This is a genomic window from Bradyrhizobium sp. STM 3566, assembly GCF_045571445.1.
In the GTDB taxonomy this organism is placed as follows: Bacteria; Pseudomonadota; Alphaproteobacteria; order Rhizobiales; family Xanthobacteraceae; genus Bradyrhizobium; species Bradyrhizobium vignae.
Map to the genome: position 1 here is coordinate 6,838,211 of NZ_CP120692.1, position 23,959 is coordinate 6,862,169.

A 23,959-nucleotide genomic window follows, 5' to 3' on the forward strand; every position below is an offset into this window, starting at 1 on the left:
CCATCTAGGGAATCTCACCGGACGGCGAGCGCTCTCCAAGCTCTTCATGTGAAGTACGCCTCAATAATTTCCTGCATGCGCTCGGCAGAGTCCTGGAAATCCTCGTCGGCAGCCAACGCAACAATTGGAACGTCGCCGATCTCCAACGTATCAAGGATGATATTGTCCGTAGAATTGAAGAACTGCACCGACCAGACGTTCCTGATCCCGGTCGCCTGCACACGGCACGTGCTGTAGCCGCGAAAGATGAGTTGGACCGGACCATTGCCCAGGCTTTGCTGCAGGAATGCTAGGTCGATAACGCTCATCGGCAGCAAGGTGAGATTGATGACATGCGCGCGCATGCCAAAGCGCCAGCCGCGGGCCCGCTCGCGTATTTCGGCGAGCACCGGTTGCACGTTCATTGCGCCCACCGGCGCCGGGCCGATCGCAAGATCGACGGACGTCAGGTCAGTTGCAGCGCGCCGGACAATCTGCGGGATCGCTCCGACCTCAAGATATTCGCGCGCTGGCCCGCTTCCGATGCGCACGCGCCAAATTCCTGCAAGCACGGACTCACGGATTTGCGCCAAAGAGCCATCTGGCAGCGCAACCACGCCGGCGACCTCACCTGCGCCGAGCACTTCGGCTATCAGCTTGCGCTCGGGATCGCTGAGATTAGCGAGGCCGTACAGTTGCGTCCGAGCGCCGCTTCTCTGCCTGGCGACGGCAGCAGCGGCGTTCGATAGTACCGCGGTGGCATTCGGATAGGTCCTTGCAAGCTCGTTGCCGTCGCGCCAGGCTCGCTTGGCGAGCGCACGCGCACTCGTCAACCCGCTGTAGAATACATCGAGACTTCTAGTGCCCGTGGCAAGGTCATTCGCCGCCCCGTCGGCGCCATCGGATATAACGCGGATCGCTGTTTTCATAATGCGATGATCCGTTGGCTGGATCGAGAGGCAATGCACTTGCCGACACAAGCGCTGCCGGCGTGTGGCCGAACCATCGGTACCGAAATGCGATCGATCGCGATGAAACGGACCGGCCTCCTGCCGATCAGGCGGAGTGTATCGTGCCGTTGGCCGAGGATCAGCGTCGACGGGGCTCGTAGGCCGAGCCACTCAACCAGTTCGCCACCTACGCCGCGCGCAGGCACTGCACCTTGCCTGCGCCGCCGAAACGAATTGACCATCTCAGGAAGTAAGAATGCGACGTGGATGATCCGGAGCAAATATAGGGGATCGGCCACCGGCAGCGGCATCACGGCCGCCCTCACGGGAGCGTTCGCGACCAGGCGCGCATCGACGCTGACGCCCTCCACGTCGAATGGAGCGGGTCGCGCCAGACCATGCTGCGTCGGCTGCAACTTCATCACACGCCTTCCCTGACAATGTTCGGTTCCGCTAGCAGGGTAATAGCAAGGGGTATGCCAATCACTTTCTGTCCGCGTCTCGCGCTCGAACCAGCGGGTCGAGGCGCCTGACATTTTCGATGCAAAGGTACGTGCGACTGGGATACGATTTGTGAGAAGCCTGGTCGGCGCAACTGGCGAGCGGAACTACTAGCGCAGGTGCTCCGGCAATTGCGGCTCATGAGCGATCAAGTCCGCAAAGAAGCGATCGCAGTCCTGGCCGTTGAGGCTGGCCTCAAGCCCCTCAAGTGCCTCCGAGATCAGCCTTGCTTCATTTTCGTCCAAAAGCCGCACCGCGCTGTCGATATGAACGAGCACCTTGGCGCCGGCCGAGGCGTCGGAGAGCAGCATGACCGAGACGCGCCGCTGTTCATCGCCATACTCGCACAGCGCTGTGATGCCGTCGGTCTCGATAATCGTCATTGGCAATCCAAGGCACATGATCAGTCGGCGCCAGCTAAGCCCCCATCTCATAGTTTGCATCGTCGATATTGTTCGCCAACAGCCGTTCTGATGCAGGCAGCGGCGAGGTCCGCGGCTTTGCCGGCGATTCCCACTGCGCCAGGAGTTTGCAAGCCAGTTCAATCGCAGGCGCAATCTGAAGGCGTACCGGGGCGGTCAGCGGACCGCCCCAATTCTCCAGGTCCAGCGGCTGACAGCCGATGAGAGCGAGCTCCCGCGGGCACCGACCAAGCAGGTCAGCCGCACTCAAGACCTCCTGAAAGCCGGTCTGATGCAGGCTCACCTTCTTGGCGGCGGTAAATTTTGGCACTTCGTCATCGCGCACAAGCTTCAACTGCCCCGGCAGCAATCCATAGTCGATGGCATCGAACACGATCAGGCAATCGGCCTGCTCAAGAAAACTGACGAGGTAGAGCCCCTGTGTGCCGCCATCGAGGACGGTTACGTTGTCATCGATGGCGTAGCGGCGGTGAAACTCCTCGACCACCCTTACGCCGAATCCCTCATCCGCCCACAGGATATTGCCGATGCCGAGCACCAGGATCCTTTTCTTGTCTTCCGGATTCAGCATCCGCTTCCCAGTCAATCGCGAAACCCGCGCTCACCCGATATCACAGAAGCGATGCTCCGGCGCGACATGCGTCTTCCCGGACCACCGCGTAGATATGGACCAGCGCAAAGGCCACGATCACCCACAGGCCGAGATGATGCCAGGTATGGACGTCCTGGCTGTTCGGCCAAATTGAAAAGACCCAGCCGAACAGCTTGTACTGCCAGCTGTCAGTACCGGCACCTTGCCCATAAAGTGCAAAGCCTGTGATGACCATGAACGTGATCGTCTGCGTAAACATGAAGAACATCGCGAGCTGAGCAAGACGGTTGTGCCCGATGCTCCTTTCGGACTCAACTGTAAGGAACGCATACCAGCGAATCTCGTGGTACACCTCGCGCCAAAAGCACTTGCGCCAGAGCGGCACCCAAAAGATCTGCATGGCACGCGCGTTTCCGATTAACGCCCAATAGATCCGCAGAAGAAAGCCGATACTGAGCACATATCCCGCCGAGAAATGAGCAAAGCGGATATAGCCGAACAGGAAATTGCCGCTTGCCTCTCCCGACATCGCCGGTGTCCCGGCTCCAATGAGATGGCCGGTTAAACTCAGCATCAGAATGGCCGCCGCATTAACCCAATGCCACAGTCGCACCGGCGCGTAAGCGAAGGCAGCGCCGATGCTCCGTTCAGTGGGTTCCGCATCGACGGCGGCAAGGAGCTTCCGAGCTCTGTCCAGCATGTCGTTAACGAACATTGATTGAGGCCACTTCCTGGCCGTCAGGACTCATCACGTGGGTCGAGCAAGCCAAGCACGGATCAAAGGAATGGATCGTGCGCAAGATCTCCAGGGGCCGCTGTGGATCGACCATCGGGGTACCGATCAAGGAGGCTTCAAAAGCGCCAATATTGCCCTTGGCATCGCGAGGAGATCCGTTCCACGTCGTCGGCACGACACATTGATAATTGTCGATCTTGGCGCCCTTGATCTTGATCCAGTGCCCAAGCGCACCGCGCGGGGCTTCACTGAACCCGTAGCCCTTGGCCTCCTTGTGCCAGCTTTCCGGCTTCCACCTGCTGACATCGGCAGTTGCCGTATTGCCTGCCTTGATGTGCATTACCAGCTTATCCTGGAAATAACGCATCTGATGCGCCGCCCACTGGCATTCGAGCGCCCGCGCCGCAGTGCGGCCAAGCGTCGAGAACAGCGCAGTCAGGGGAAGATTGAGCCCCTTGAGCAGTCTCTCGGCCGGCTCCTTGAACCCAGCTTTGCCTTGCGCATAACCGATGATGTATCGCGCCAACGGCCCGACTTCCACCGCGTGGCCGCGCCAGCGCGGCGCTTTGATCCAGGAATACTTGCCGCCTTCGTCGAGCTCCTTAATATCTGTCTTGCTGCCTTTGAGTTTTGGCCCAAGTTCAAAACGCGGCTCGGTGATACCGTCCCAGGGATGCAGTCCACAGCAATCACTTGGATATTTATACCATGAATGCGCGACGAATTCCTGGATCTGCTCGGGATCACCATGGTCGATCGGCAGTATCTCGTTCAGATTGCCCCCAAGAATGACCCCGCGCGGCAGCTTAAAGCTTTTGGCGGAACAGTCATTTGCGTTTTCGGGGATGTCGCCATACGACATCACGTTCTTGCTCGAAAGTCCGCCGCCATGGAGCCAGTCCTTATAGAACGAGCAGATCGCGACAATGTCGGGCAGATAGACGTGTTCGACAAACTCGATCGAACGGTCGATGATCGAGGAGACGATGTTCAGTCGCTCCATATTGATCGCACCCACCGCACCAGTTCCGTCGATATTGATCGCACAGGGCACGCCGCCGACCAGCCAGTTCGGATGCGGGTTCTTACCACCATAGATAGCTTGGATCTTGACGATCTCCTTCTGGAAGTCCAGCGCTTCCAGATAATGCGCTACAGCCATGAGGTTGGCTTCCGGTGGCAGCTTGTAGGCCGGATGCCCCCAATAGCCATTCTTGAACGGACCATGTTGCCCTGATCCGAAGAATTTGGTGAGCCGGATCTGCAAATCCTTAAAATAGCCAGGGGACGACAGCGGCCAGGGCGAGATAGACTGCGCGAGCGCGGAGGTCGACTTCGGATCGGCCTTGAGCGCGGAGACCACGTCGACCCAATCCAGTGCGTGCAGGTGATAGAAATGTACGAGGTGATCATGCACGAGCAGGCACAGCTGCATGATGTTGCGGATCGAATTGGCATTCTCCGGAATCGCAATTCCTAGTGCATTTTCAACCGCGCGCACGGAGGTGAGCGCATGGGTGCCGGTGCAGACCCCGCAAATCCGCTCGGTGAACGCCCAGGCGTCTCTAGGATCGCGCCCGCGCAGGATGACTTCGATACCACGCCACATCGTCCCGCTCGAGACCGCATTGCGGATCACATTGTCGGAATCGAGATTGGCTTCGACACGCAGGTGGCCTTCGATCCGCGTCAACGGATCGATGACGATTCGCCTGCCTGAACGATCAAGATTGAACCCATTCGGTGTCTGGACGGCCACCGTCGCCCCCTCCTCAACTCGGTTTGCTTTTGTGGGGTGCGCGATCCGGCTTGTGGGTCATCCGCTTCACGGCCGTGATCGCCGCATGTGCAGCGACGGTTAGCCCAACTACGCCGGCAGCGGCCATGCCGATCTGGTCGGCGTTCTCCTCGATCCCGAACTGCTTGATGGTTGTGAGTCGGTCGTAAAATGACCCCTTATCCCAGAAGCCGTCTTCGGAGCAGCCAAAGCAGCCATGGCCGGATTGAATCGGAAATGAAACGCCGCCGTTCCACCGAAGGGCCGAACAGGCATTGTAGGTGGTTGGCCCCTTGCAGCCCATCTTGTACAGGCAATAGCCCTTGCGTGCGTACTCATCGTCCCACTCTTCGACGAATTGGCCAGCGTCGAAATGGGAACGCCGATAGCACTTGTCGTGAATGCGCTCGGAATAGAACATACTTGGACGCCCTTGGCGATCGAGCTCCGGAAGCTTTCCGAACGTGGTGATGAAAGTCACGAGGCCACTCATGACCTCCGCGATAGGCGGGCACCCAGGCACCTTGATGATCGGCTTGTTCGTGATCACCTTATCGATCGGCGCCGCGCCAGTCGGATTGGGCTTGGCCGCTTGCACGCATCCCCAAGACGCACACGTACCCCAAGCGATGATGGCCATGGACTCTTCCGCCATGGACCTGAGCTTTTCAACGAACGGCTTGCCGCCGTCAATGCAGAACATGCCACCCTCGTTCAGCGGTGGATTGCCTTCGACGGCGAGCACATACCTGCCTTTGTACTTGGCACGAGTTTCCTCCAAGATGGCTTCGGCCTGGTGTCCCGCCGCCGCCATGATCGTATCGTCATAGTCGAGCGAAATCATCGACAGCAGCGCGTCCTTGATCAAGGGATGGGCCGAGCGGATAAAACTTTCCGAGCAGCAGGTACACTCGAGCCCGTGCAGCCAAATGACGGGCAAACGCGGTTTGGTCTCCAGGGCATTGGCAATACTGCTTGCGGCGAGCGGACCAAGCCCCAAGCTCGCGGCAGTCAAACTGCAGAATTTGTGGAAACTACGACGCGTCATACCCTGACGTCTGATCACGCTGTAGAACGTTTCCGTTGCACCACTCATGAAGCGTTCCATGTGAGTTGTCTTCGGCCGTAACGAATTACTGACGTTCAGCAAGAAACAAGCCACCGAAGCGAAACACTTGACAGATACCATGTCACCGCTTCGGGATTTGCGGACTGTCGAAAGCAGCCAGCGAGCCACAAGCTGCGCGATTGATCTGTCATGCCAATGGTGTCCGGTTTTGGACGTCCATGTGAGCACTTCAACAGAGCAGCACGATGTTTCACCACTGCACGGCGACTACGTCTTGCTCCCGTTTGCATGACCGCGACACTCACGTGTTATGCCGGTTGTTCAATGGAATTGGTGCAGTTGACGGGCACCGAACTGCCCCCCCAGTGTTAATCAGACTTGCCGATTGTTGACCAAAGGGGCGTTAATCCGCTCATAGTCGCAACTGCGCAAGCAGCCCGTACCAAAGCGTCTGTCGATAGACGAAGAGAAGCAGCAATGTGAGTCGGACACCGCCCTCGCTTTTTTGGTCTGATCGATCCAGTCTGCCTTTAATTCAAAGCGCCTTGCCGCACGGCATCGCTGCAGGATCGTAAGCGAGAGCCTGGACGTTCGGAGCTATCACAGGAGCGTTCATCGCGCGAGCCGATCGACAGCAATGCGCGATCGTCTTGGCGCATCGCGACGGCAAACCCGCTTGCAAGAGCTTCTTCGGGACAGCGAAGCCGATCTCGTTGTTGAAGCACTGGCGCCATCCGCGCCAACGCGGATAGCAGGTAACGGCGCCGACTTTCAATCGAATTGATGCGCAGTAGCAGCACTGTCTGACGACCACCCCAAAAAATTGTTGGCCGAGCCTTTCGGCCGAAAGCGGATTATCGGATTATTGCAGCATAGACGATATATTGGACTTGTTCGCGGTAATACTTCCGGATTTCTCCGGGCGCTGCCGTTCCGACCACCACGACGAGACGCTCCTTTGGGTCGCAGAAAAATTGTGTCCCGTAGGCGCCAGTCCAAGTGAACTCACCTGGATTGCCCGGAACCGCCGAGAGACCCTCGTTTATGCGTACAGCTACTCCGAGCCCGAAGCCGAAGCCGGCACGGTGCGCCTCCACATTGGCCACCTTATTTTTGATCTCTGCCCCGAGATGGTCGGAAATCATGTGGCGCACCGTCTTCGGACCGAGAATGCGCTGCCCATCGAGCTCCCCGCCGTTGAGCAGCATTTGTCCAAAGCGCACGTAGTCACCGACTGTCGCAAATGCGCAGGCTCCCCCGCAGTCAAACTTCGTCGAACTTTCGAGGAGCTCGATGTCCTGTGGCTTTCCCGTAAGCGGGTCGGCTGGAAATGGATGAGCGAGGCGTTCGCGTTGCGATTCAGACAAATGGAAAGTGGCATCCTGCATTTCGATGGGCGTCCACAGATTTCTGGCCAGATAGTCGCCCAATCGCTGTTCGCTGACCTGTTCCACGACAGCTCCCAGCACATCGGTCGAGAAGCCGTATTCGAATTCCGTCCCCGGTTGGTGCGCTAGCGGCAGCTTAGTAATTGCTTCGATGAACGCCTGCTTATCGCCCCTTAGTGGCGGAGCGGCGAAATCGGGATAGAGACGCGCCACTTGGTCTGAGCTGTCGGGGGGCACGCCATAGGTGAGCCCGGATGTGTGGCGATAGAGATCGTGGATGTAGATCGGAGAACTCTGCGTTTGAAATTCCAATGAGCCGTCATGCTGTGGCACTCCCACCTTCATGTTTGCGAATTCCGGGTAATAATCCGCAAGCCTGGCCCGTAGAGGCAGGCGGCCTTGCTCCATGAGGATAAGTCCCGCAACGGCCACCATCGGCTTGGTCATAGACGCAAGTGCGAACATCGCGTCGAGCCGCATCGACTTTCCTTTTGCAGGATCGAGTTGCCCGTACGCCTTGTAGTGAATCAGCTTGCCGTCCCTGGCGATTGCAACCACCGCACCCGGCACGCGTTTACTAGCGATTTCGCGAGCGAAGAACTTGTCGAGCTTGGCGAGGCGCTGCTGAGAAACGCCGACGTCATGGGCCGTCGCTTCGGGCAGAGGCGCGGAGTGCACTGAATTGAAGCCGATTCCAGCAGCCGCTACGGCCATAACAAACTTGTTCATTGTAGCCTCGCAAGGATTGATGGATCCGGCTTGCATTACTGCTGCTCGGGCGTGATCGGATATGTCCGGCCGGCTAACCTAAGACGGCTCGGTGCCTCTCCTGGCACAGTGTCTGTCGATGAGGGATAAGGTGAAGATTGCCGCAAAGGCGAACATCACCATACCGCCGGCAAGCACACTTGCCTCGCGCCAGCGCGATGCTTGGACGTAGTCTACCACGTAGGCTGACAAAACCTTGGTGCGCCCAGGAATGTTGCCGCCGATCATCATCACGACGCCAAATGTGCCAATCGTATGAGAAAAGCCAACCACGGCGGCTTTAACGAATTCCAATCGCGCCAGCGGCCCCCTGATGGTAATGAGGGCATACAATGACGAAACGCGCCCCGTAGTTTCCATCTGGTGATCTCCTATCGCAACAAAGGCGTTACGGATCGGCTGCACCACCAACGGCAGCGCCGAGAGGACCGATCCGATCACGATTCCCGCGAAGGTAAAAGCGAGCGTGCGCTCGCCCCACAAAGAGGCGAGAACGCCACCCGGTCCGTTTGGGCCGAGCAACACGAGTAAGCAAAAGCCGAGAGCCGTCGGCGGTAGCACTAGCGGCAGCGCGATCATCGTCGTCACCGCCTCGCTCAAAAGAGTCTTTGAGCGCGCTAGCCACCAAGCGAGGGGCACACCAATCACGAGGAGGATCACGGTTGTTACGCTGGCGAGCTCAATCGTGAGCGCAACGGATTGCGCAATCTCTGCCGAAAAGACATCCATATGCGTCAGCCCAAAAATGAAAGTAGGTCGGCTTACGGGCCCAGTGATCGCCTGCATGTCCGGCTCGCCCAGGTATGTGGCGCGGATCGCCTTTTAGTCGCGCCGCACTTCATGGCGGCCGTCACATTCACGCGCGTCGTTTCTACGAGCAAGAGCAGCGTCGCAAGTCTCATCGGCAACTCCTGTGACAGGGCCGCTTCCATCCATCTGACGGCGGCACCTCCTCGTTGAAATCAGCAATTCCTGTGCCGCGTGCGAACTATGGGACGCGCTATGCGCAACATGGAGGAAATTCGCATAGACGTTCGACGTCGCTGTGGCGTGGACCTAACGCCATGTCAGATTTCTGGCATCTCTGTTGCCGAGCAGACAGCGACGGCCGCGCAACGGAACGGCAGAATTTGACGCCGCCAGAGATGCCTATTTGGTTTGTCGGTCGCTCAAACGCCGCACTCGCTGCCGGTAATAGAACGGATCGCAGGAATCCTGCCCTTTGGCAGCAACGCGAACGATCTAGCTGAGTAATCATCGTGACGGTGCTTCTGCGACGCGGCAAAAGGCGCTGAGGGGCCAACAGCGAAGGCCGTCTCTCGACCAACCTGCCTAATGCGTATCGTTAGCGCAGACCTGGAGACAAATGCCTCGTGCACGAACGAGCTTTGCCGCTAGTGACAAGGCAGTGCATCGATTCAAGATTATTGCCGCGCAATCGAGCTCCTAAACCAGGCTTCCATCGCGTGGATGAGTACAATCCAAACTATCAATTTTACCAATGTCATCTACTGTTGCATCCATCTCAGCAGTTGGCGCATATCGATAACGCTCGGGCTTCCATCCCGAGACGGGACTCCGCTAATGCGCTCAGCCGATCAAGTTACGCGTCTCACTGCAACTTTTTGTTCGACCTTGCGAACGCGGGCCGAGCACTCAAACCGATGCAGCCCAGAGACAGACGGTTTGTCCGAGACTCTTAATCGGGCGCACTTTGGGCAACTGGTGCATATCTTGCTTAACGAGAAAGGATAACGCAACTAAACGCCTGCCTTTGGAACGACGCACCGGCTCTCGGAACCGTCTTCAATCGGACACGGCTAAAAACGATGAGTCTCGTATGACGCTGTCGTCTCTCAATGACGCGGCGGCTCACATTCGAGTATATTCGGGAAGGAAGCGTCATGACCACCATGGCAACTGCGGCGCCCGCACGCGCGTCGCAAGCTTGGTATAAGATTCTCTACGTGCAGGTGCTGATCGCGATCTTAATTGGCGCTATGGTCGGTTGCCTATGGCCGTCTGTAGCGACCAACGACTGGGTCAAGGCGCTCGGTGACGGGTTTATCAAGCTTATCAAGATGGTGATCGCGCCGATCATTTTCTGCACCGTCACATCTGGTATTGCGCATATTCAGGATGCAAAGAAAGTCGGGCGCGTCGGCGTCAAGGCGCTGGTCTATTTCGAGATCGTCTCCAGCTTTGCCTTGGTGTTGGGCCTTCTTATGGGCAATCTGGTCCAAATCGGTCATGGCCTTGCGGTGAAGCCGGATGCTGCGGCGGTCGCCAATTACGTCAAGCAGGCGGAAGCCTCGAAGACCGTCGATTTCTTTCTCAACATCATTCCCGATAGCGTGGTCGGCGCCTTCGCTCGTGGCGATGTTCTGCAGGTTCTCCTGTTCGCGATCCTATTCGGCTTTTCGCTGATGGCGTTAGGAAGCCGTGGGGAGCGGCTGCGAGGCATGATTGACGACGTCGCGCACGCGGTGTTCGGCGTGATCGCTATCATCATGAAAGCGGCCCCGATCGGCGCTTTCGGCGCCATGGCCTTCACTATCGGCAAATTCGGGCCGGCAGCACTCGGCAATTTGATCGGCCTGATCGCGCTGTTTTACGCGACGGCGGCGTTATTTGTCGTGGTGGTGCTCGGTTTGATCGCGCGCCTCGTTGGCTTTTCAATCTTCAAGTTCATTGCCTATATCAAAGACGAGATTCTAATCGTGCTCGGCACATCGTCCTCTGAAAGCGCGCTGCCGCAATTAATGGAGAAGCTCGAACGGCTGGGCTGCTCGAAGCCCGTGGTCGGCCTGGTGGTGCCAACTGGCTACTCTTTCAACCTGGACGGCACCAATATATACATGACACTTGCGACATTGTTCATTGCCCAGGCACTCGGGGTGGACCTCACCTTTAGCCAGCAGCTCACGATCCTGCTCGTGGCGATGCTAACGTCGAAGGGAGCAAGCGGCGTCACCGGCGCGGGCTTCATCACGCTTGCTGCGACGTTGTCGGTGGTCAACCCAGCGCTGGTGCCGGGCATGGCAATCGTATTTTCGATCGACAAGTTCATGAGCGAGGTGCGCGCCCTTACAAACATCACCGGCAATGGCATCGCCGCCGTGTTCGTATCCTGGTGGGAAGACGAGCTCGAGCACGCGACGCTGCAGGCGCGGCTCAACGAGCCCACTGCTTCCACCACTATCGACACACGATGAGATAGGCCCCGTAACTTAACAGCCGCCGTTCGAAGACGCACCGAATACAAGCGCAGCCACATTTCTCGTTATTCGAATCGACACAGCCGACTTGAGACGAGCCCAAACTTTCACGCGCGATATCCGGTGCGCAGCCCCTTGCCCCGCGTCGGCCCCCGGCAGCCGCCCTGAAAAGATGCCAGCCGAGCAAAACAGTAGGAGCTTTCAAGCGTCATTTTCAATCGCGTCTTGCGCCTTCACGTCTTGCGCCTTCAAGCCCCCGGACATCTGAACGCCTGCCGTGCAACATAACAGGACTGCGACAGAACGTGTCCAGCCTGACGGACGTAGGTGCTGCTCCGCCTACAATTGCCCATGTGCGCGCTCTGCGCTTGCCTCGTCCGACCGACGACTTGGTAGAGATCTTGCTGCCCCAACTCGTCATCCCTTGTCACGGTCCGCGCTGCCGCATTAGATCGTGATGCTGTGATCAGCACTGATTAGATGGCATCTCGGCGGAGGCGTGGCGTCCTAAACGGCTAGTGTCGGTTCGGCGTCGCTGCGCGAGCTCGTTTCGGGCCAACCACTCGGAGACAAGTCCTCCGCACCCAGGCGTGACGGCCTTAGGAGATACAAGCAGTCGCGTAGCTTCGCCTTCGTATCTCGGCACAGTGCCATTGCGCTTTCTTCCGCATGACCGATCGTACCGGCGCGATGAGTGGTCGGGCAGCTTATCTCTGTTCTTTCCGGTTCGACTAGGCGCGCCTGATTATTCCGGCTCAAAGTCTTGACTGAACTGCAGCCGCTGTCCTCGTGCGGCTGGCGTAAGGGAATTGTCCTCGGCAGCAGCCTCGAGCGCCTGCGCGGAGTAATAGGCAGCGGGGGGCAGACATCTGAGCTTCGATTGCAGCCGTGTCAGCTCGCCATATTGAAAGGTTTAGGACAACTATACGTAGGTCTGTGATGCATTTTTTCTCCGCGCGTGCTCTGCTTAGCACGAAGCAATCGATCTCGGAAGCGCTCGCCAGCGAGTGCTGGTGCCGAGTATTGCCCTATTTTTGCCTAAAACGTTATAGCTCTCCCGCCGGAGAACAGGCCGGACGGTATCAGAATGCGTAGCCAAATCAGCAGTTTAGAACGTTCAGCCCTTCAGTTTACCTTCGGCAGCATAACGCTTGCCGTGGTAACATTGGCCTACTTGTACCTTCACGCGCATTTCGCCGCGACGGCGTTCGCCTATTTGTTAGTGGTATTGCTGCTTTCGTTGATGGGCAGCTTCATCGCGTCGTCTGCGCTTTGCATCGTAGCCATCGCTGCTCTCGCTTACTGCTTTGCGCCGCCGGCGTTCAGCCTGCGAATCGATGACCCCCAAGATCTGCCGGTGGTTGTTGCATTCTTTATTGCCTCGATTGTGGGAGCGCACCTGATCGAAAAGCTGCGCCAGGAAAGAGAGGCTGCGCGTGTGGTTGCGGCCAAGCTTCAGCGGAGTGCGGCCGATTTGGAGGATCGCGAAAAACGGTGGCGCGCCATCTTCGAGCACAATCCGGCCATGTACTTCATGGTCGATGAAGCCGGCACTGTCCTCAACGTCAATACGCTCGGCGCAACACAACTCGGCTATGCTCGTGCTGAACTGATCGGTCGATCCGTGCTGGACGTATTTCTCGAGGAGGATCGCGCGTTCGTTCGCGAATGCGTTCGGACGTGCCTTGAGGATGTCGGACAAACGCGAACGTGGGACGTCCAGAAAGTCAGGAAGGGCGGCTCGGTGTTGTGGGTACGTGAAAAAGCCAAAGCCATGCTCTGGGGCGATGAGCAGCCCATTGTCCTTATCGCCTGCGAAGATATCACGGAGCGAAGGCGGACCGAACTTGCCCTGCAGCGGAGCGAAGCACATTTGGCCCAGGCGCAGGAGTTGAGTCACACAGGCAGCTTCAGCTGGAACCCCACTACGGGCGAGGCCTTCTGGTCAAAGGAAACATTTCGGATTTTCCAATTAGATCCTGAGACAGTGCCGCCGGGGCCGCAGCTCGTCGTTGAGCGCACTCATCCAGATGATAGGGCTTCGGTTAAGGAAATTATCGATCGCGCGATGCGAGAGCTGAGTGATTTCGAGCACGAATACCGGCTTCTGCTACCGGACGGCTCGGTAAAGCACATCCATGCGCAGGCACGAGCGACGAGAACAGCCTCTGGTGACATCGAGTTTGTTGGGGCAGCTACGGATATTACGGCCGCGAGGCGAGCAGAACAGCAGCTGCGCCGCAGCGAGGCCTATCTGGCCGAGGCCCAGCATCTCAGCCACACGGGCAGCTGGTCCTGGGACGTCTACGGTCTAGATTTCATATATCGGTCCGCCGAGGTCGATCGTCTGTTTGGCTTTAGCCCACAAGAGCCGGTATCGATCGAGACCATTCGATCGCGCATCCATCCGGAGGACTTGCCGCGGCTACAGGAGGTGCAGCGCCAGGCGATTGAACACAAGGAGCGGCGGTTCGAATATGATTTTCGTATCCTTCTACCAGATGGCGGGATAAGACGCATACACTCCGTTGCGCACGTGGTGGTTGGCAGCGATGGCAACGTCAGCGAGCTGATCGGAACACATATGGATGTGACCGAGCAACACGCAGCTAGGGAACGCCTGGAAAACACACTTGCCGCGCTGCGCGAAAGCGAACAGCGCTTTCGCGACTACGCCGAAACAGCTTCCGATTGGCTCTGGGAGACCGGGCCGGATCATCAGGTCACTCGCTTATCCGAGCACACCAGCGCTGCGGGAATTTTGGCGACAGGATTGATGGGCCTGCTTCGCTGGGACATTGCGTGCGACGTCGAAGAGGAACCCGAGAAGTGGCGGCAGCATCAGGCGACGTTGGAGGCCCATCTTCCGTTTCGGGATCTCGTCTACCGCACCGTGAATCGGACAGGTTCTCCGATCTACGTCCGCACGAGTGGCAAGCCTTTTTTCGATGGAAAGGGCAATTTTCTCGGCTACCGTGGCGTCAGCACTGACATCACCGCTACCATTCGCGCCGATCAAGCCGAACAAGAACTACGAAAGGCACAGTCGGAGCTCGCGCATGTGACGCGCGTAACGACTTTAGGAGAGCTGACAACCTCCATCGCCCACGAAATAAACCAGCCACTCGCCGCTATTATCAGCAACGCCGATGCGTGCCTCGGTTGGATGGGGCGGGAAGCGCCTAATCTTTCCGCAGCACGCTCTTCGGTGGAGTGGATCATCGAAGACGCAATCCGGGCAAGCGAGGTGATCCGTCGTATTCGCGCGCTCGCGAAGAAGGGCGAGATTGAGATGGTGCCGCTCGATATCAATGAGGTCGTTAAGGACGTCATTGCGCTGGTAACACGAGAGCTGGTGAGCCACCGAGTGACGTTACGGACCGAGTTGACGGCAGGGCTGCCTAGGATCGTCGGCGATCGGATTCAGCTACAACAGGTCATCATCAATCTGGTGATGAACGGAATCGAAGCCATGGACGCAGTTACAGACAGGGCGCGCGAACTGCTGATTCAATCATCGAAGGACGATGCGGGGCACGTCCACCTTGCCGTGACCGATTGCGGCGTCGGCATCGCCGAGAACGACGCGGACCGCGTCTTGGATCCCTTCTTCACCACCAAATCGACTGGCCTTGGAATGGGTCTTTCGATCTGCCGGTCGATCGTGGAAGCTCATGGAGGACGACTGTCAATGGTCCACAAAAGTGGACCGGGCGCGACCTTCCAGTTTGCCTTACCGCAGCATAAGGAGGCCGTCTCGTGACAGCACGATTTGACGCGCTTGAAGGCAGCAATGCCGAGGCCTCGACGAAGGCGACCGTCTTCGTCGTCGAGGATGACATCTCAATGCGTCGCTCGCTTACGAACCTTTTTCAATCGGTAGGGTTAGACGTCATTGCATTCGGATCGGCCCGCGAAATGCTGCAGAGCACAATTCCGGACGTTATTAGCTGTCTAGTTCTTGATGTCCGGCTGCCAGGCTTGAGCGGTCTTGACTTCCAGACTGAGCTAGCGAGGTTGAACATACATATTCCGATCATTTTCATCACCGGTCATGGCGACATTCCAATGACTGTCAGGGCCATGAAGGAGGGAGCGGTCGATTTTCTCAGCAAACCGTTTCGCGATCAGGAACTGCTTGATGCCGTGGTTGCGGCGACCGAACGCGATCGCAAAAGACGGGAGGCTCAGCAGACGGTCGCGAATCTGCAGTCTTTATTTGAGACCTTAAGCCCGCGCGAGCAGGCGGTGATGAAACTGGTCGCTGCCGGCCTGATGAACAAGCAGGTCGCCGCCGAGCTTGGGCTCGCCGAGATTACGGTCAAGATCTACCGGGGACACGTAATGAGAAAGATGCGTGCACGCTCGCTGGCCGACCTGATCAGAATGACTGAGACGCTGGGAATTCGCACTAATCGTCCTGAGCAAACCCAAGTATGATTTTACAATTTCATCAGTCGAGCCCACTTTTCGCGCAAGGTGGCTAATGCTTGCAGCCGCTATTCCCGCTTCAGGAGGGCTCGTCTTGTCCACGTCTTTGATTTCCGTCGTTGACGACGACGCCTCAGTCCGTGCTGCGACAGAGAATCTTTTGAAATCGCGTGGCTACATCGCCCAAATATTTGCGTCCGCCGAGGAACTCCTGAGGTCCCCGCAATTGGACGAGACATCCTGTGTCATTACCGATATGCAGATGTCGGCTATGAGCGGCCTGGAGCTGTTGGCAGAGATGCGGACACGTGGTTACGACGCACCATTCATTTTCATTACCGCTTTTCCCAACGACCGCGTGCGCGCGTCAGCGCTGGGCGCCGGAGCGATTGGCTTCCTCGCCAAACCCTTTGCCGGACAAGCGTTAATCGAGTGCCTCGACACCGCACTGAACGCGTATGACGGCCGAAGCGGCATCTGACGCAATCAAGCTGTGGCTTGAATTGATGTCCGATCTAAACGCTCCGCACGTCGATCTCGCCACCGATCAACCTCTTCGCAGTCAAACACGCCACTTGCTCTAAAACTCGGGCGAGGGCCGCAAGGCACGCTAGCTCGGCTCATTCTGTAGGTCGACTTCAAACGTAATGCTCTCCAAAGGCAATCGACGGCCCTGAGCACTTCTTAACTCCTCTGGATCGAAGCTACATACTCCATTGGAGAGTGGAGCTGGCGCGAGAGCGCTCGGCGAGGCAAGAGATGGGTTGCCCCTAAAGAGACCAGTTCCTTCGATAACGGAAAACCGACTCTCTGCATGAAGCCACACGTTGTGTAACTCGGTCCCGTTGTCGGCTTCCTCCAAACAATAAATTAAGGAGCCACGTTGGATGGCCACCTTGCCGGCCAAATTGCGAATTTGTGGATGGCCGTATGCGCGACGCACTTGCATTGGCAGCCATAGTTTGACGCGATCTCCCTGCCGCCACGTTCGGCGAATGTGTAAATAGCCCTTGCGCGGCTCGCAATTCACAAGCTCGCCGTTCAGGCTCGTCTCCGGCGCGCTGCACCACTCCGGCAGGCGCAGGGCGCGCGTGTGGGCGATTGGCGGCACAGATTCGACGGTAATTTCCACCTCGTCTCTCCAGGGATAGCTGCCGCTTATGGCCAAGCGCAGAGCATGTCCGTCGACGGATATTGCCATCCTTTTACCAACGTAGAGAATCCATTTGATGACACACAGCAGCTGGGAAGGCCGCGGTGGCGCGTATGGTCCAACCGGATTGCGTAAGCCGCTGCTACGCGCGATCTAAACAAACTGAACTGCTAATCCTAAGCCATCGTCCCCGGGGATCGAAGTGCATGCTCAACTTGCCCGCCATGGGGCGGATGCTGGCAATCGGGAAAGGTAAGTTGTCGCGCGTGTGCGCTGCCAGCGAATAAGCGGCCCGAAGTCTATGTGTGCACTGACTTGCTCGTCGGCTTCAGCAAGGCGGGAGGATGAGTTAAAGAGTATCTGTTTTGCACCGAGCTTCAGGCTAATTGGCCCTGCAAAGCAGATAGCAGGCTGGGTAACCGAAAGCCGACCTGGAGCTCCCAATTGTCCGCAATTCCCACTTGTTCTCGACTGCTCCGCTCGAGCGACAGGAAGGTAAGGCTCCCTCCTATTGACGTTAGTTGGTTGCCGGTGGTGACGCGAGCAGGACTAACTCTGCTCATCGAGCTGGATCGCGGTCTATGATTGACCTGTCTTAGCTGGGATTGTTCTCCTTGAGCTCGCCCAAGGCATTAGTGCAGACATAACACTGCCGCCTTATTCCACAGTCACCGATTTTGCTAGATTACGCGGCTGATCCACGTCCGCGCCCCTTACGAGAGCGGTATGGTAAGCCAAGAGCTGAACGGGAATGGCATAGACCATCGGCGTAAAGCTTGCGACCATCTCCGGCAGAACAATGGTCATGAGTGTGTCCACTGCCGCTTCCAAAGCACCCCTCGAATCGGTGATCAGGATGATCTTGCCGCCCCGAGCCGCCACTTCTTGCATATTCGAGACGGTCTTCTCGAAGACCTCGTCATAAGGCGCGATCACCACCACAGGCATTGCCTCATCTATCAGTGCGATCGGTCCGTGCTTGAGCTCGCCGGCGGCATAGCCTTCTGAGTGGATATAGGCAACTTCCTTCAGCTTGAGTGCGCCCTCCAAGGCTAAGGGGGCCGATGTGCCACGACCGAGATAGAGCACGTCTCTTGTATCGGCGATATAACGCGCGAGCTTCTCGATCTGCGGCTCGATCAACAGCGCCGCAGCAATCAACCGCGGCACTTCGATAAGCTCACGCACAAGGTTCGATTCGTCGATCTCAGACAGCTTACCGCGCTCTCTTCCCGCTGCCACGGCAAGCGCGGCCAATACCATTAGCTGGCAGACGAACGCCTTGGTCGAGGCGACGCCGATTTCCGGCCCCGCGAGCGTCGGCAGAACGGATTCGCTCTCCCGCGCAATCGTCGACGTGGGGACGTTGACCACAGATATCGTGTGCACGCCCTGCTCCTTGGCGTATCGCAGGGCAGCTAGCGTGTCAGCGGTTTCGCCCGACTGCGAGATGACGATCGCGAGATCGCCCCGGCGCAAAGGCGCCTCCCTGTAGCGGAACTCGGACGCCACATCGATCTCAACAGGTAAGCGCGCCAGCCGCTCAAACCAGTATTTGGCGATGTGTCCGGCATAGCTTGCAGTGCCGCACGCGGTAATTGAGATGCGCTGTATGGATTTAAAATCGAACGGCAATGTAAGCGGCAGGGCGACGCGCTTGGCCGCGATGTCGAGATAATGCGCCAATGTCTTGCCGGCCACCGTCGACTGCTCGTGGATTTCCTTCGCCATGAAGTGGCGATAATTCGATTTGTCTACAAGCAGCGACGATACGCCAGACTTTGATGTTTCCCGCTGGACGACAGATCCGTCTGAGCTATAAATCACACACATCGTGCGCGTAAGCACTGCCCAGTCGCCGTCCTCAAGATAGGTGATGGTGTCGGTCAAAGGCGCGAGCGCAATCGCGTCCGATCCTAGATACACTTCGCCGTTACCATGTCCAATCGCAAGGGGCGACCCCTTACGCGCACCGATCAAAAGGTCATCGTGGGCCTTGAAAAGGAATGCCAGTGCGAAGGCACCGCGCAGCCGCGGCAGCGATGCTTGTACCGCATCCTGCGGCGAGTAGCCCTTCTGGAGATAAGATTCGACGAGATGCGCCACCACCTCCGTGTCTGTCTCTGAGTTAAAATGGGCCCCATTCCGCTCCAGTTCGGCTCGCAGCTCGCGGAAATTCTCAATGATCCCATTATGAACGACCGCGACGTTCTCCGTCGCATGCGGGTGAGCATTGCTCTCAGTCGGCCTTCCATGTGTCGCCCAGCGGGTATGACCGATGCCGGTATGACCCGACGGAGGACAATAGCGCAGCTGCTCCTCAAGGTTTCTCAGCTTACCTTCAGCGCGGCGGCGCTCGATACGGAGACCTTCGAGAGTCGCGAGGCCTGCGGAGTCGTACCCGCGATATTCCAATCGCTTGAGCGACGCGACCAACTGCCCAACGACCGGTCCGCGCCCCAGAATGCCAACAATTCCACACATATCGATCAATGCAGCCCAAGTTAAGGATTCCGACGTCCTCTACAGGAACTCGGTCATGAAATTCGCTTGTCCCATGCTAACGGTGTCAAGTTCGGGATCTTTCGAGGCCGCCTGTATCGCCGCCGCATTCACAAGCGTGAGTTAGATCTCTTTCAGCCCTATCGCTTCGCCCGGCTACATCCCGCTTTTGGCCGCCGATCGAGTTCAAACCGCGCAGCAGCTCTAACTTGAATTGTCCTGTCTTAGTGGAGACATTTTTCCGGCGCGGATTTAAGAGACTTATCATACTCGAACCGAGGCAACTTACGCTCGGTCAAGGTTAAAGGATTGGCGTCGAAGCTCCATTGTACGAAGGTAAGCTCTCGGCATCAAAACGTTCGACGATCTATACCAACGTTTGCTACTGGTCTCGCGTCGACCGTCCACTGCCTGCCGCGAGTTGGTTATTGGCAACGGCGCTTTGTGAGTGGACCTGCAGACTTCGTATTCTGTTCGGCAGTTAACAGCGCTTTGTAGACTGCGGCTCTATGGGCAGGCTTGTCTGTGTGCTGGCTTGCATGCCGTCATTCCAACAAATGCATTGACGAATGCGGCCTCAGCACGTCGCGCTCTCTCCCGCCATGACGAGACCACGCGAATGCGCACATGCGCCCGCGGATAGATAAGGAGCACGGACCTCACTTTGATCTCATTGGAAAGATTGCCCGAGGGCAAGCGCGCCCAGGGCGTAATGGCGTTTTGCCATCCATCTCGCCTGCTAAGTATCGCGTCGCTGGGGTTAGTGAGATTCATCTTTGAAGCCCAAGCCTCCTCCAGTCCAAATATAAATCAATGTATATAGTGTGCATTCCTGCATGATGTGTATGACTGGAGCTAACGATCGCTTTCCTTTAATGGCGGGTGGGAGCGCGCGTGCGCATCTAGATTTTTCGAGAAACGGCTTCGCAATGGTGTTTCAGAGCGAGGCTCTTTGCGGCGCAACTAAGGGAGACCATGGCGGCTCAGGAGTCAAAGGGGCGCGTTGCGCTGATGACGGGCGTCACCGGCCAGGACGGCGCCTATCTCGCCGAACATCTGCTGTCGCTCGGCTACGTCGTGCACGGCATCAAACGGCGCTCGTCCTCATTCAACACCGCGCGTGTCGACCATCTCTACCAGGACCCGCATGTCGGCGAGGTTCCATTCCTGATGCACTATGGCGACATGACGGATTCGACAAATTTGATCCGCCTGGTGCAGCAGATCCGGCCGACCGAGATCTACAATCTCGCAGCTCAAAGCCACGTCGCCGTCAGCTTCGAGAGCCCCGAATACACCGCCAATGCCGATGCGACCGGCGTGCTGCGGCTCCTGGAAGCGATCCGCATCCTCGGCATGGAGAAGGAGACGCGGTTCTACCAGGCCTCGACCTCCGAGCTCTACGGCCTCGTGCAGGAGATCCCGCAGAAGGAGACGACGCCGTTTTATCCGCGTTCGCCCTATGGCGTCGCCAAGCTCTACGGCTATTGGATCACCGTGAACTACCGCGAAGCCTATGGCATGTTCGCGTCCAACGGCATCCTGTTCAATCACGAGAGTCCGATTCGCGGCGAGACGTTCGTGACCCGCAAGATCACCCGTGGCGTCGCGCGCATCGAGGTCGGTCTCGAACAGACGCTCTATCTCGGCAATCTCGAGGCCAAGCGCGACTGGGGTCACGCGAAAGACTATGTAGAGGGCATGCATATGATCCTCCAGGCCGACAAGCCGGACGATTTTGTGCTCGCCACCGGCGAGACGCGATCGGTGCGTGAGATGGTCGAGCTTGCCTTCGCGCAGGTCGGCCGCCGCATCGAATGGCGCGGCAAGGGCGTCGATGAGATCGGTATCGATGCCAAGAGCGGCAAGACCGTGGTGAAGATCGATCCGACCTATTTCCGGCCGACCGAGGTCGATCTCCTGGTCGGCGACGCCAGCAAGGCGCGCGAGAAGCTCGGCTGGAAGCCGAAGCGGACCTTTGCCCAGCTCGTCGAGGAGATGATGGCGAGCGATCTCGCCGAGGCGAAACGGGACGCGGTCCATGGCAAGCGCAGCGTTTGAGCTGACTGGCAAGAGCGTCTACGTCGCGGGCCATCGGGGCATGGTGGGCAGCGCGCTGGTGCGCCGGCTGGCGCGCGAGAACGTCAAGATCATCACGGTGGACCGGCGTGAGGTCGACCTCTGCAACCAGGCCGCCGTGTTCGAGTGGTTCGCGCGGGTGCGGCCGCAGGTCGTATTCCTCGCCGCCGCGAAGGTCGGCGGCATCGTCGCCAACGACACGCTGCGCGCCGAGTTCATCTACGACAACATCACGATCGCGGCGAACGTGATCCAGGCCGCGCAGCAAAGCGGCGCCGAGAAGCTGATGTTACTCGGCTCCTCCTGCATCTATCCGAAGCTCGCGCCGCAGCCCCTGCGCGAGGACTCGGTGCTGACAGGCCCGCTGGAGCCGACCAACGAGCCCTATGCGATCGCCAAGATCGCCGGCATCAAGATGGCGGAGGCCTATCGCAGCCAGTATGGCAGCGACTTCATCAGCGTGATGCCGACCAATCTCTACGGTCCCGGCGACAATTATCACCCGGAGTATAGTCACGTGGTCGCCGCCCTGATCCGCCGCTTCCACGAGGCGAAGCTCGCGGGCTCGAAGAGCGTGGTGGTCTGGGGCACCGGCACGCCGCGCCGCGAGTTCCTCTATGTCGACGACATGGCCGACGCCTGCGTGCACCTGATGAAGACCTATTCCGGAGCGGAACTGATCAATATCGGCACCGGCGAGGACATCACCATCGCCGAGTTAGCACTCATGGTCGCGGCTGCGATCGGTTTTGGCGGCGAGATCAGCTTCGACACGTCCCGCCCTGACGGCACACCGCGCAAGCTGCTCGACGTACAGCGGCTGTCCGGGCTCGGCTGGCGCGCCACGACCTCACTTGAGGACGGCATTCGGCTGGCATACCGGGCGTATCGCGCCGACAGCGATGCACTGGCACCAGAGTGATCGGTTCCCCCATAACGAGCCAATCCAAGCTACCAATCGGCAGTGAATGTCTAGCCTAGTGAACTTGCCGCTCACGTACGACCTACTTTGCTTCGCAATTGATAAGCGTTCATTGTCAACAACCGGGCTCAGTCCGACAAGACCCCCGAGTCACGCGCCGTATCCCACTTCCAGGAAAAGGAGAGTGACCATGGTCGAAACCTGCCGCCACCAACTTGAGAGCTCATCGACTCTAAGCCCCTAAACGCCGGCCGTGGAATGTCGTTAGCCGGAATTTTCCTTCCGACCAACGAGTTAACGATGGTCTGTCATTATTATTCTCGCCGACAGCGTAACGATGCACATGAGCGCGCCTAACATCCCGAACGCCAAAGGTAAGCCAAAGATGTAGGCGACGAGCCCAACGCCGGCGGGTCCGACGAGTATACCCGCATAGCCCCCTGTCGTGATGACCGCGATCGCAAGGCCTACTGGCATCACTTTCTGTTTGCCGGCGCACCGACACAGTACGGGTACGACATTTGATATACCTAATCCAATAAGCAGGAACCCCGCCATACCAATTAAGGCAAATGGCGCGGCCATCACAGCCAAGAAGCCTGTCACGATAGGCAGAGTCCCCAGCATCAATGTGGCACGGTCGCCGATTCGTGCCACCACGGCATCTCCGCTGAGACGTCCTACGGCCATTGCGATTGAGAAGAGCATACAACCAACGCCCCCGTGCGCCTCCGCGACAAGATCTCGTTCAACGAGAAGCAAAGCGCTCCAATCGAGGATTGCACCTTCGACAAGAAAGGTGATAGCCGCGAGCACAGCTATTAGCAACACACTGCGATGGGGTAAGATAAATAATGGGTCCTTCTGTCCCGAACCCGTCGCGAGCAACCCCGGCCAGGCTGATACAATCGCGATCGTCATTAACGCGGAACAGACCAACGTCGAAAAAGACGGGCCAAGCTGCAGCGACAGGAACGAGGTCGCGGCGGCAGAGCCGGTGAATTCCCCAATGCTGTAGTGGGCGTGGAAGCCAGACATCAATGGACGCCCCGTGGCGCGCTCCAATTCAATCGCATGAATGTTCATGGCTACATCGATCGAACCGAGTGAACCGCCGAAAGCAAACAGCGTAGCACCGAGCCTGACAGGTGTGTCGGCAATTGCAAGGCACGGCAGCATTATCGCGAGTCCAAGTCCACCCGCGAGGATAATGGGCTTGCTGCCGTACCGCGCACTCGACACGCTGGTCAAAACCATTGCGATAACGGATCCCGTTCCGAGACAGAGCAGTAGATGACCAAGCATGCGGTCATCCACCGCGAGCCGCTGCTTGGCGAGTGGCACCAAAGGCGCCCAGGCCGCGAGGCCGAACCCGGCAACAAAGAATGCGAGCCGTGTCCCAAGCAGGCCCGCATACCAATTAGCAGACAGTATCACGGGCTCTCCTGAGAGAACGGGCATGCGAGCGCGAC

General features: G+C 58.1%; 17 protein-coding genes and 1 pseudogene. 6 read left to right on the forward strand and 12 right to left on the reverse strand.

The features are described 5' to 3' along the window. Nucleotides 1-44: 44 nt before the first annotated feature. From P6U27_RS32480 to P6U27_RS32520, 9 genes and pseudogenes are all read right to left on the reverse strand, one after another. Entirely contained in the window at nucleotides 45-908 is an 864-nt protein-coding gene (locus P6U27_RS32480) for a hydrogenase expression/formation protein (protein WP_407193345.1), read from the reverse strand. Further along, nucleotides 905-1,351, reverse strand: coding sequence for a hypothetical protein (locus P6U27_RS32485; protein ID WP_407193346.1), 447 nt, complete (start codon nucleotides 1,349-1,351; stop codon nucleotides 905-907). The genes P6U27_RS32480 and P6U27_RS32485 overlap by 4 nt, the downstream gene beginning before the upstream one ends. A gap of 189 nt (nucleotides 1,352-1,540) precedes the next feature. Then, entirely contained in the window at nucleotides 1,541-1,831 is a 291-nt protein-coding gene (locus P6U27_RS32490) for a HypC/HybG/HupF family hydrogenase formation chaperone (protein ID WP_407194524.1), read from the reverse strand. A 16-nt stretch (nucleotides 1,832-1,847) separates the two neighbouring features. Beyond that, entirely contained in the window at nucleotides 1,848-2,423 is a 576-nt protein-coding gene (locus tag P6U27_RS32495; protein WP_407193347.1) for a HyaD/HybD family hydrogenase maturation endopeptidase, read from the reverse strand. A gap of 11 nt (nucleotides 2,424-2,434) precedes the next feature. Continuing rightward, nucleotides 2,435-3,144 (reverse strand): annotated as a pseudogene (cybH, locus tag P6U27_RS32500) (Ni/Fe-hydrogenase, b-type cytochrome subunit). Nucleotides 3,145-3,148: 4 nt separating this feature from the next. Next, nucleotides 3,149-4,939: a nickel-dependent hydrogenase large subunit gene (locus P6U27_RS32505; protein WP_407193348.1), complete on the reverse strand. Its 1,791-nt coding sequence runs from the start codon at nucleotides 4,937-4,939 to the stop codon at nucleotides 3,149-3,151. 13 nt (nucleotides 4,940-4,952) lie between these two features. After that, nucleotides 4,953-6,053 (reverse strand): hydrogenase small subunit, encoded by a 1,101-nt coding sequence (locus P6U27_RS32510; protein ID WP_209296513.1) that lies wholly within the window; start codon nucleotides 6,051-6,053, stop codon nucleotides 4,953-4,955. Nucleotides 6,054-6,880: 827 nt separating this feature from the next. After that, a complete protein-coding gene (locus tag P6U27_RS32515) occupies nucleotides 6,881-8,143 on the reverse strand; it encodes a serine hydrolase domain-containing protein (RefSeq protein WP_407193349.1) in 1,263 nt (420 codons plus the stop codon). A 78-nt stretch (nucleotides 8,144-8,221) separates the two neighbouring features. Next, nucleotides 8,222-8,911, reverse strand: coding sequence for a molybdenum ABC transporter permease (locus P6U27_RS32520; RefSeq protein WP_162500643.1), 690 nt, complete (start codon nucleotides 8,909-8,911; stop codon nucleotides 8,222-8,224). 1,175 nt (nucleotides 8,912-10,086) lie between these two features. Between P6U27_RS32520 and dctA the strand changes: the two genes are divergently transcribed. The 4 genes from dctA (at nucleotide 10,087) to P6U27_RS32540 (ending at nucleotide 16,312) form a co-directional block, all read left to right on the forward strand. Then, nucleotides 10,087-11,397: a C4-dicarboxylate transporter DctA gene (gene dctA / locus P6U27_RS32525; RefSeq protein ID WP_209296506.1), complete on the forward strand. Its 1,311-nt coding sequence runs from the start codon at nucleotides 10,087-10,089 to the stop codon at nucleotides 11,395-11,397. A 1,090-nt stretch (nucleotides 11,398-12,487) separates the two neighbouring features. Next, on the forward strand, nucleotides 12,488-15,163 hold the full coding sequence (locus P6U27_RS32530) for a PAS domain S-box protein (protein ID WP_407193350.1): 2,676 nt from the start codon (nucleotides 12,488-12,490) through the stop codon (nucleotides 15,161-15,163). Next, a complete protein-coding gene (locus P6U27_RS32535) occupies nucleotides 15,160-15,840 on the forward strand; it encodes a response regulator transcription factor (protein ID WP_407193351.1) in 681 nt (226 codons plus the stop codon). The genes P6U27_RS32530 and P6U27_RS32535 overlap by 4 nt, the downstream gene beginning before the upstream one ends. Nucleotides 15,841-15,886: 46 nt before the next feature. Beyond that, on the forward strand, nucleotides 15,887-16,312 hold the full coding sequence (locus tag P6U27_RS32540; protein WP_129143786.1) for a response regulator transcription factor: 426 nt from the start codon (nucleotides 15,887-15,889) through the stop codon (nucleotides 16,310-16,312). Between the two features lie 129 nt (nucleotides 16,313-16,441). Here the strand turns inward: P6U27_RS32540 and P6U27_RS32545 are convergent, their stop codons facing one another. Next, the gene (locus P6U27_RS32545; protein WP_407193352.1) at nucleotides 16,442-17,032 is read right to left on the reverse strand and encodes a hypothetical protein; all 591 of its coding nucleotides are present in this window, start codon (nucleotides 17,030-17,032) and stop codon (nucleotides 16,442-16,444) included. A gap of 609 nt (nucleotides 17,033-17,641) precedes the next feature. Beyond that, nucleotides 17,642-19,468 (reverse strand): glutamine--fructose-6-phosphate transaminase (isomerizing), encoded by a 1,827-nt coding sequence (gene glmS, locus P6U27_RS32550; RefSeq protein ID WP_122406917.1) that lies wholly within the window; start codon nucleotides 19,466-19,468, stop codon nucleotides 17,642-17,644. A 993-nt stretch (nucleotides 19,469-20,461) separates the two neighbouring features. On the opposite strand from glmS, the gene gmd reads away from it, so the two are divergent. Then, entirely contained in the window at nucleotides 20,462-21,547 is a 1,086-nt protein-coding gene (gene gmd, locus P6U27_RS32555; RefSeq protein ID WP_407193353.1) for a GDP-mannose 4,6-dehydratase, read from the forward strand. After that, entirely contained in the window at nucleotides 21,528-22,487 is a 960-nt protein-coding gene (locus P6U27_RS32560; RefSeq protein WP_407193354.1) for a GDP-L-fucose synthase family protein, read from the forward strand. The genes gmd and P6U27_RS32560 overlap by 20 nt, the downstream gene beginning before the upstream one ends. A gap of 294 nt (nucleotides 22,488-22,781) precedes the next feature. On the opposite strand, the gene P6U27_RS32565 is transcribed toward P6U27_RS32560, so the two are convergent. Then, on the reverse strand, nucleotides 22,782-23,948 hold the full coding sequence (locus P6U27_RS32565) for an MFS transporter (protein WP_162500435.1): 1,167 nt from the start codon (nucleotides 23,946-23,948) through the stop codon (nucleotides 22,782-22,784). Nucleotides 23,949-23,959: the final 11 nt, after the last annotated feature.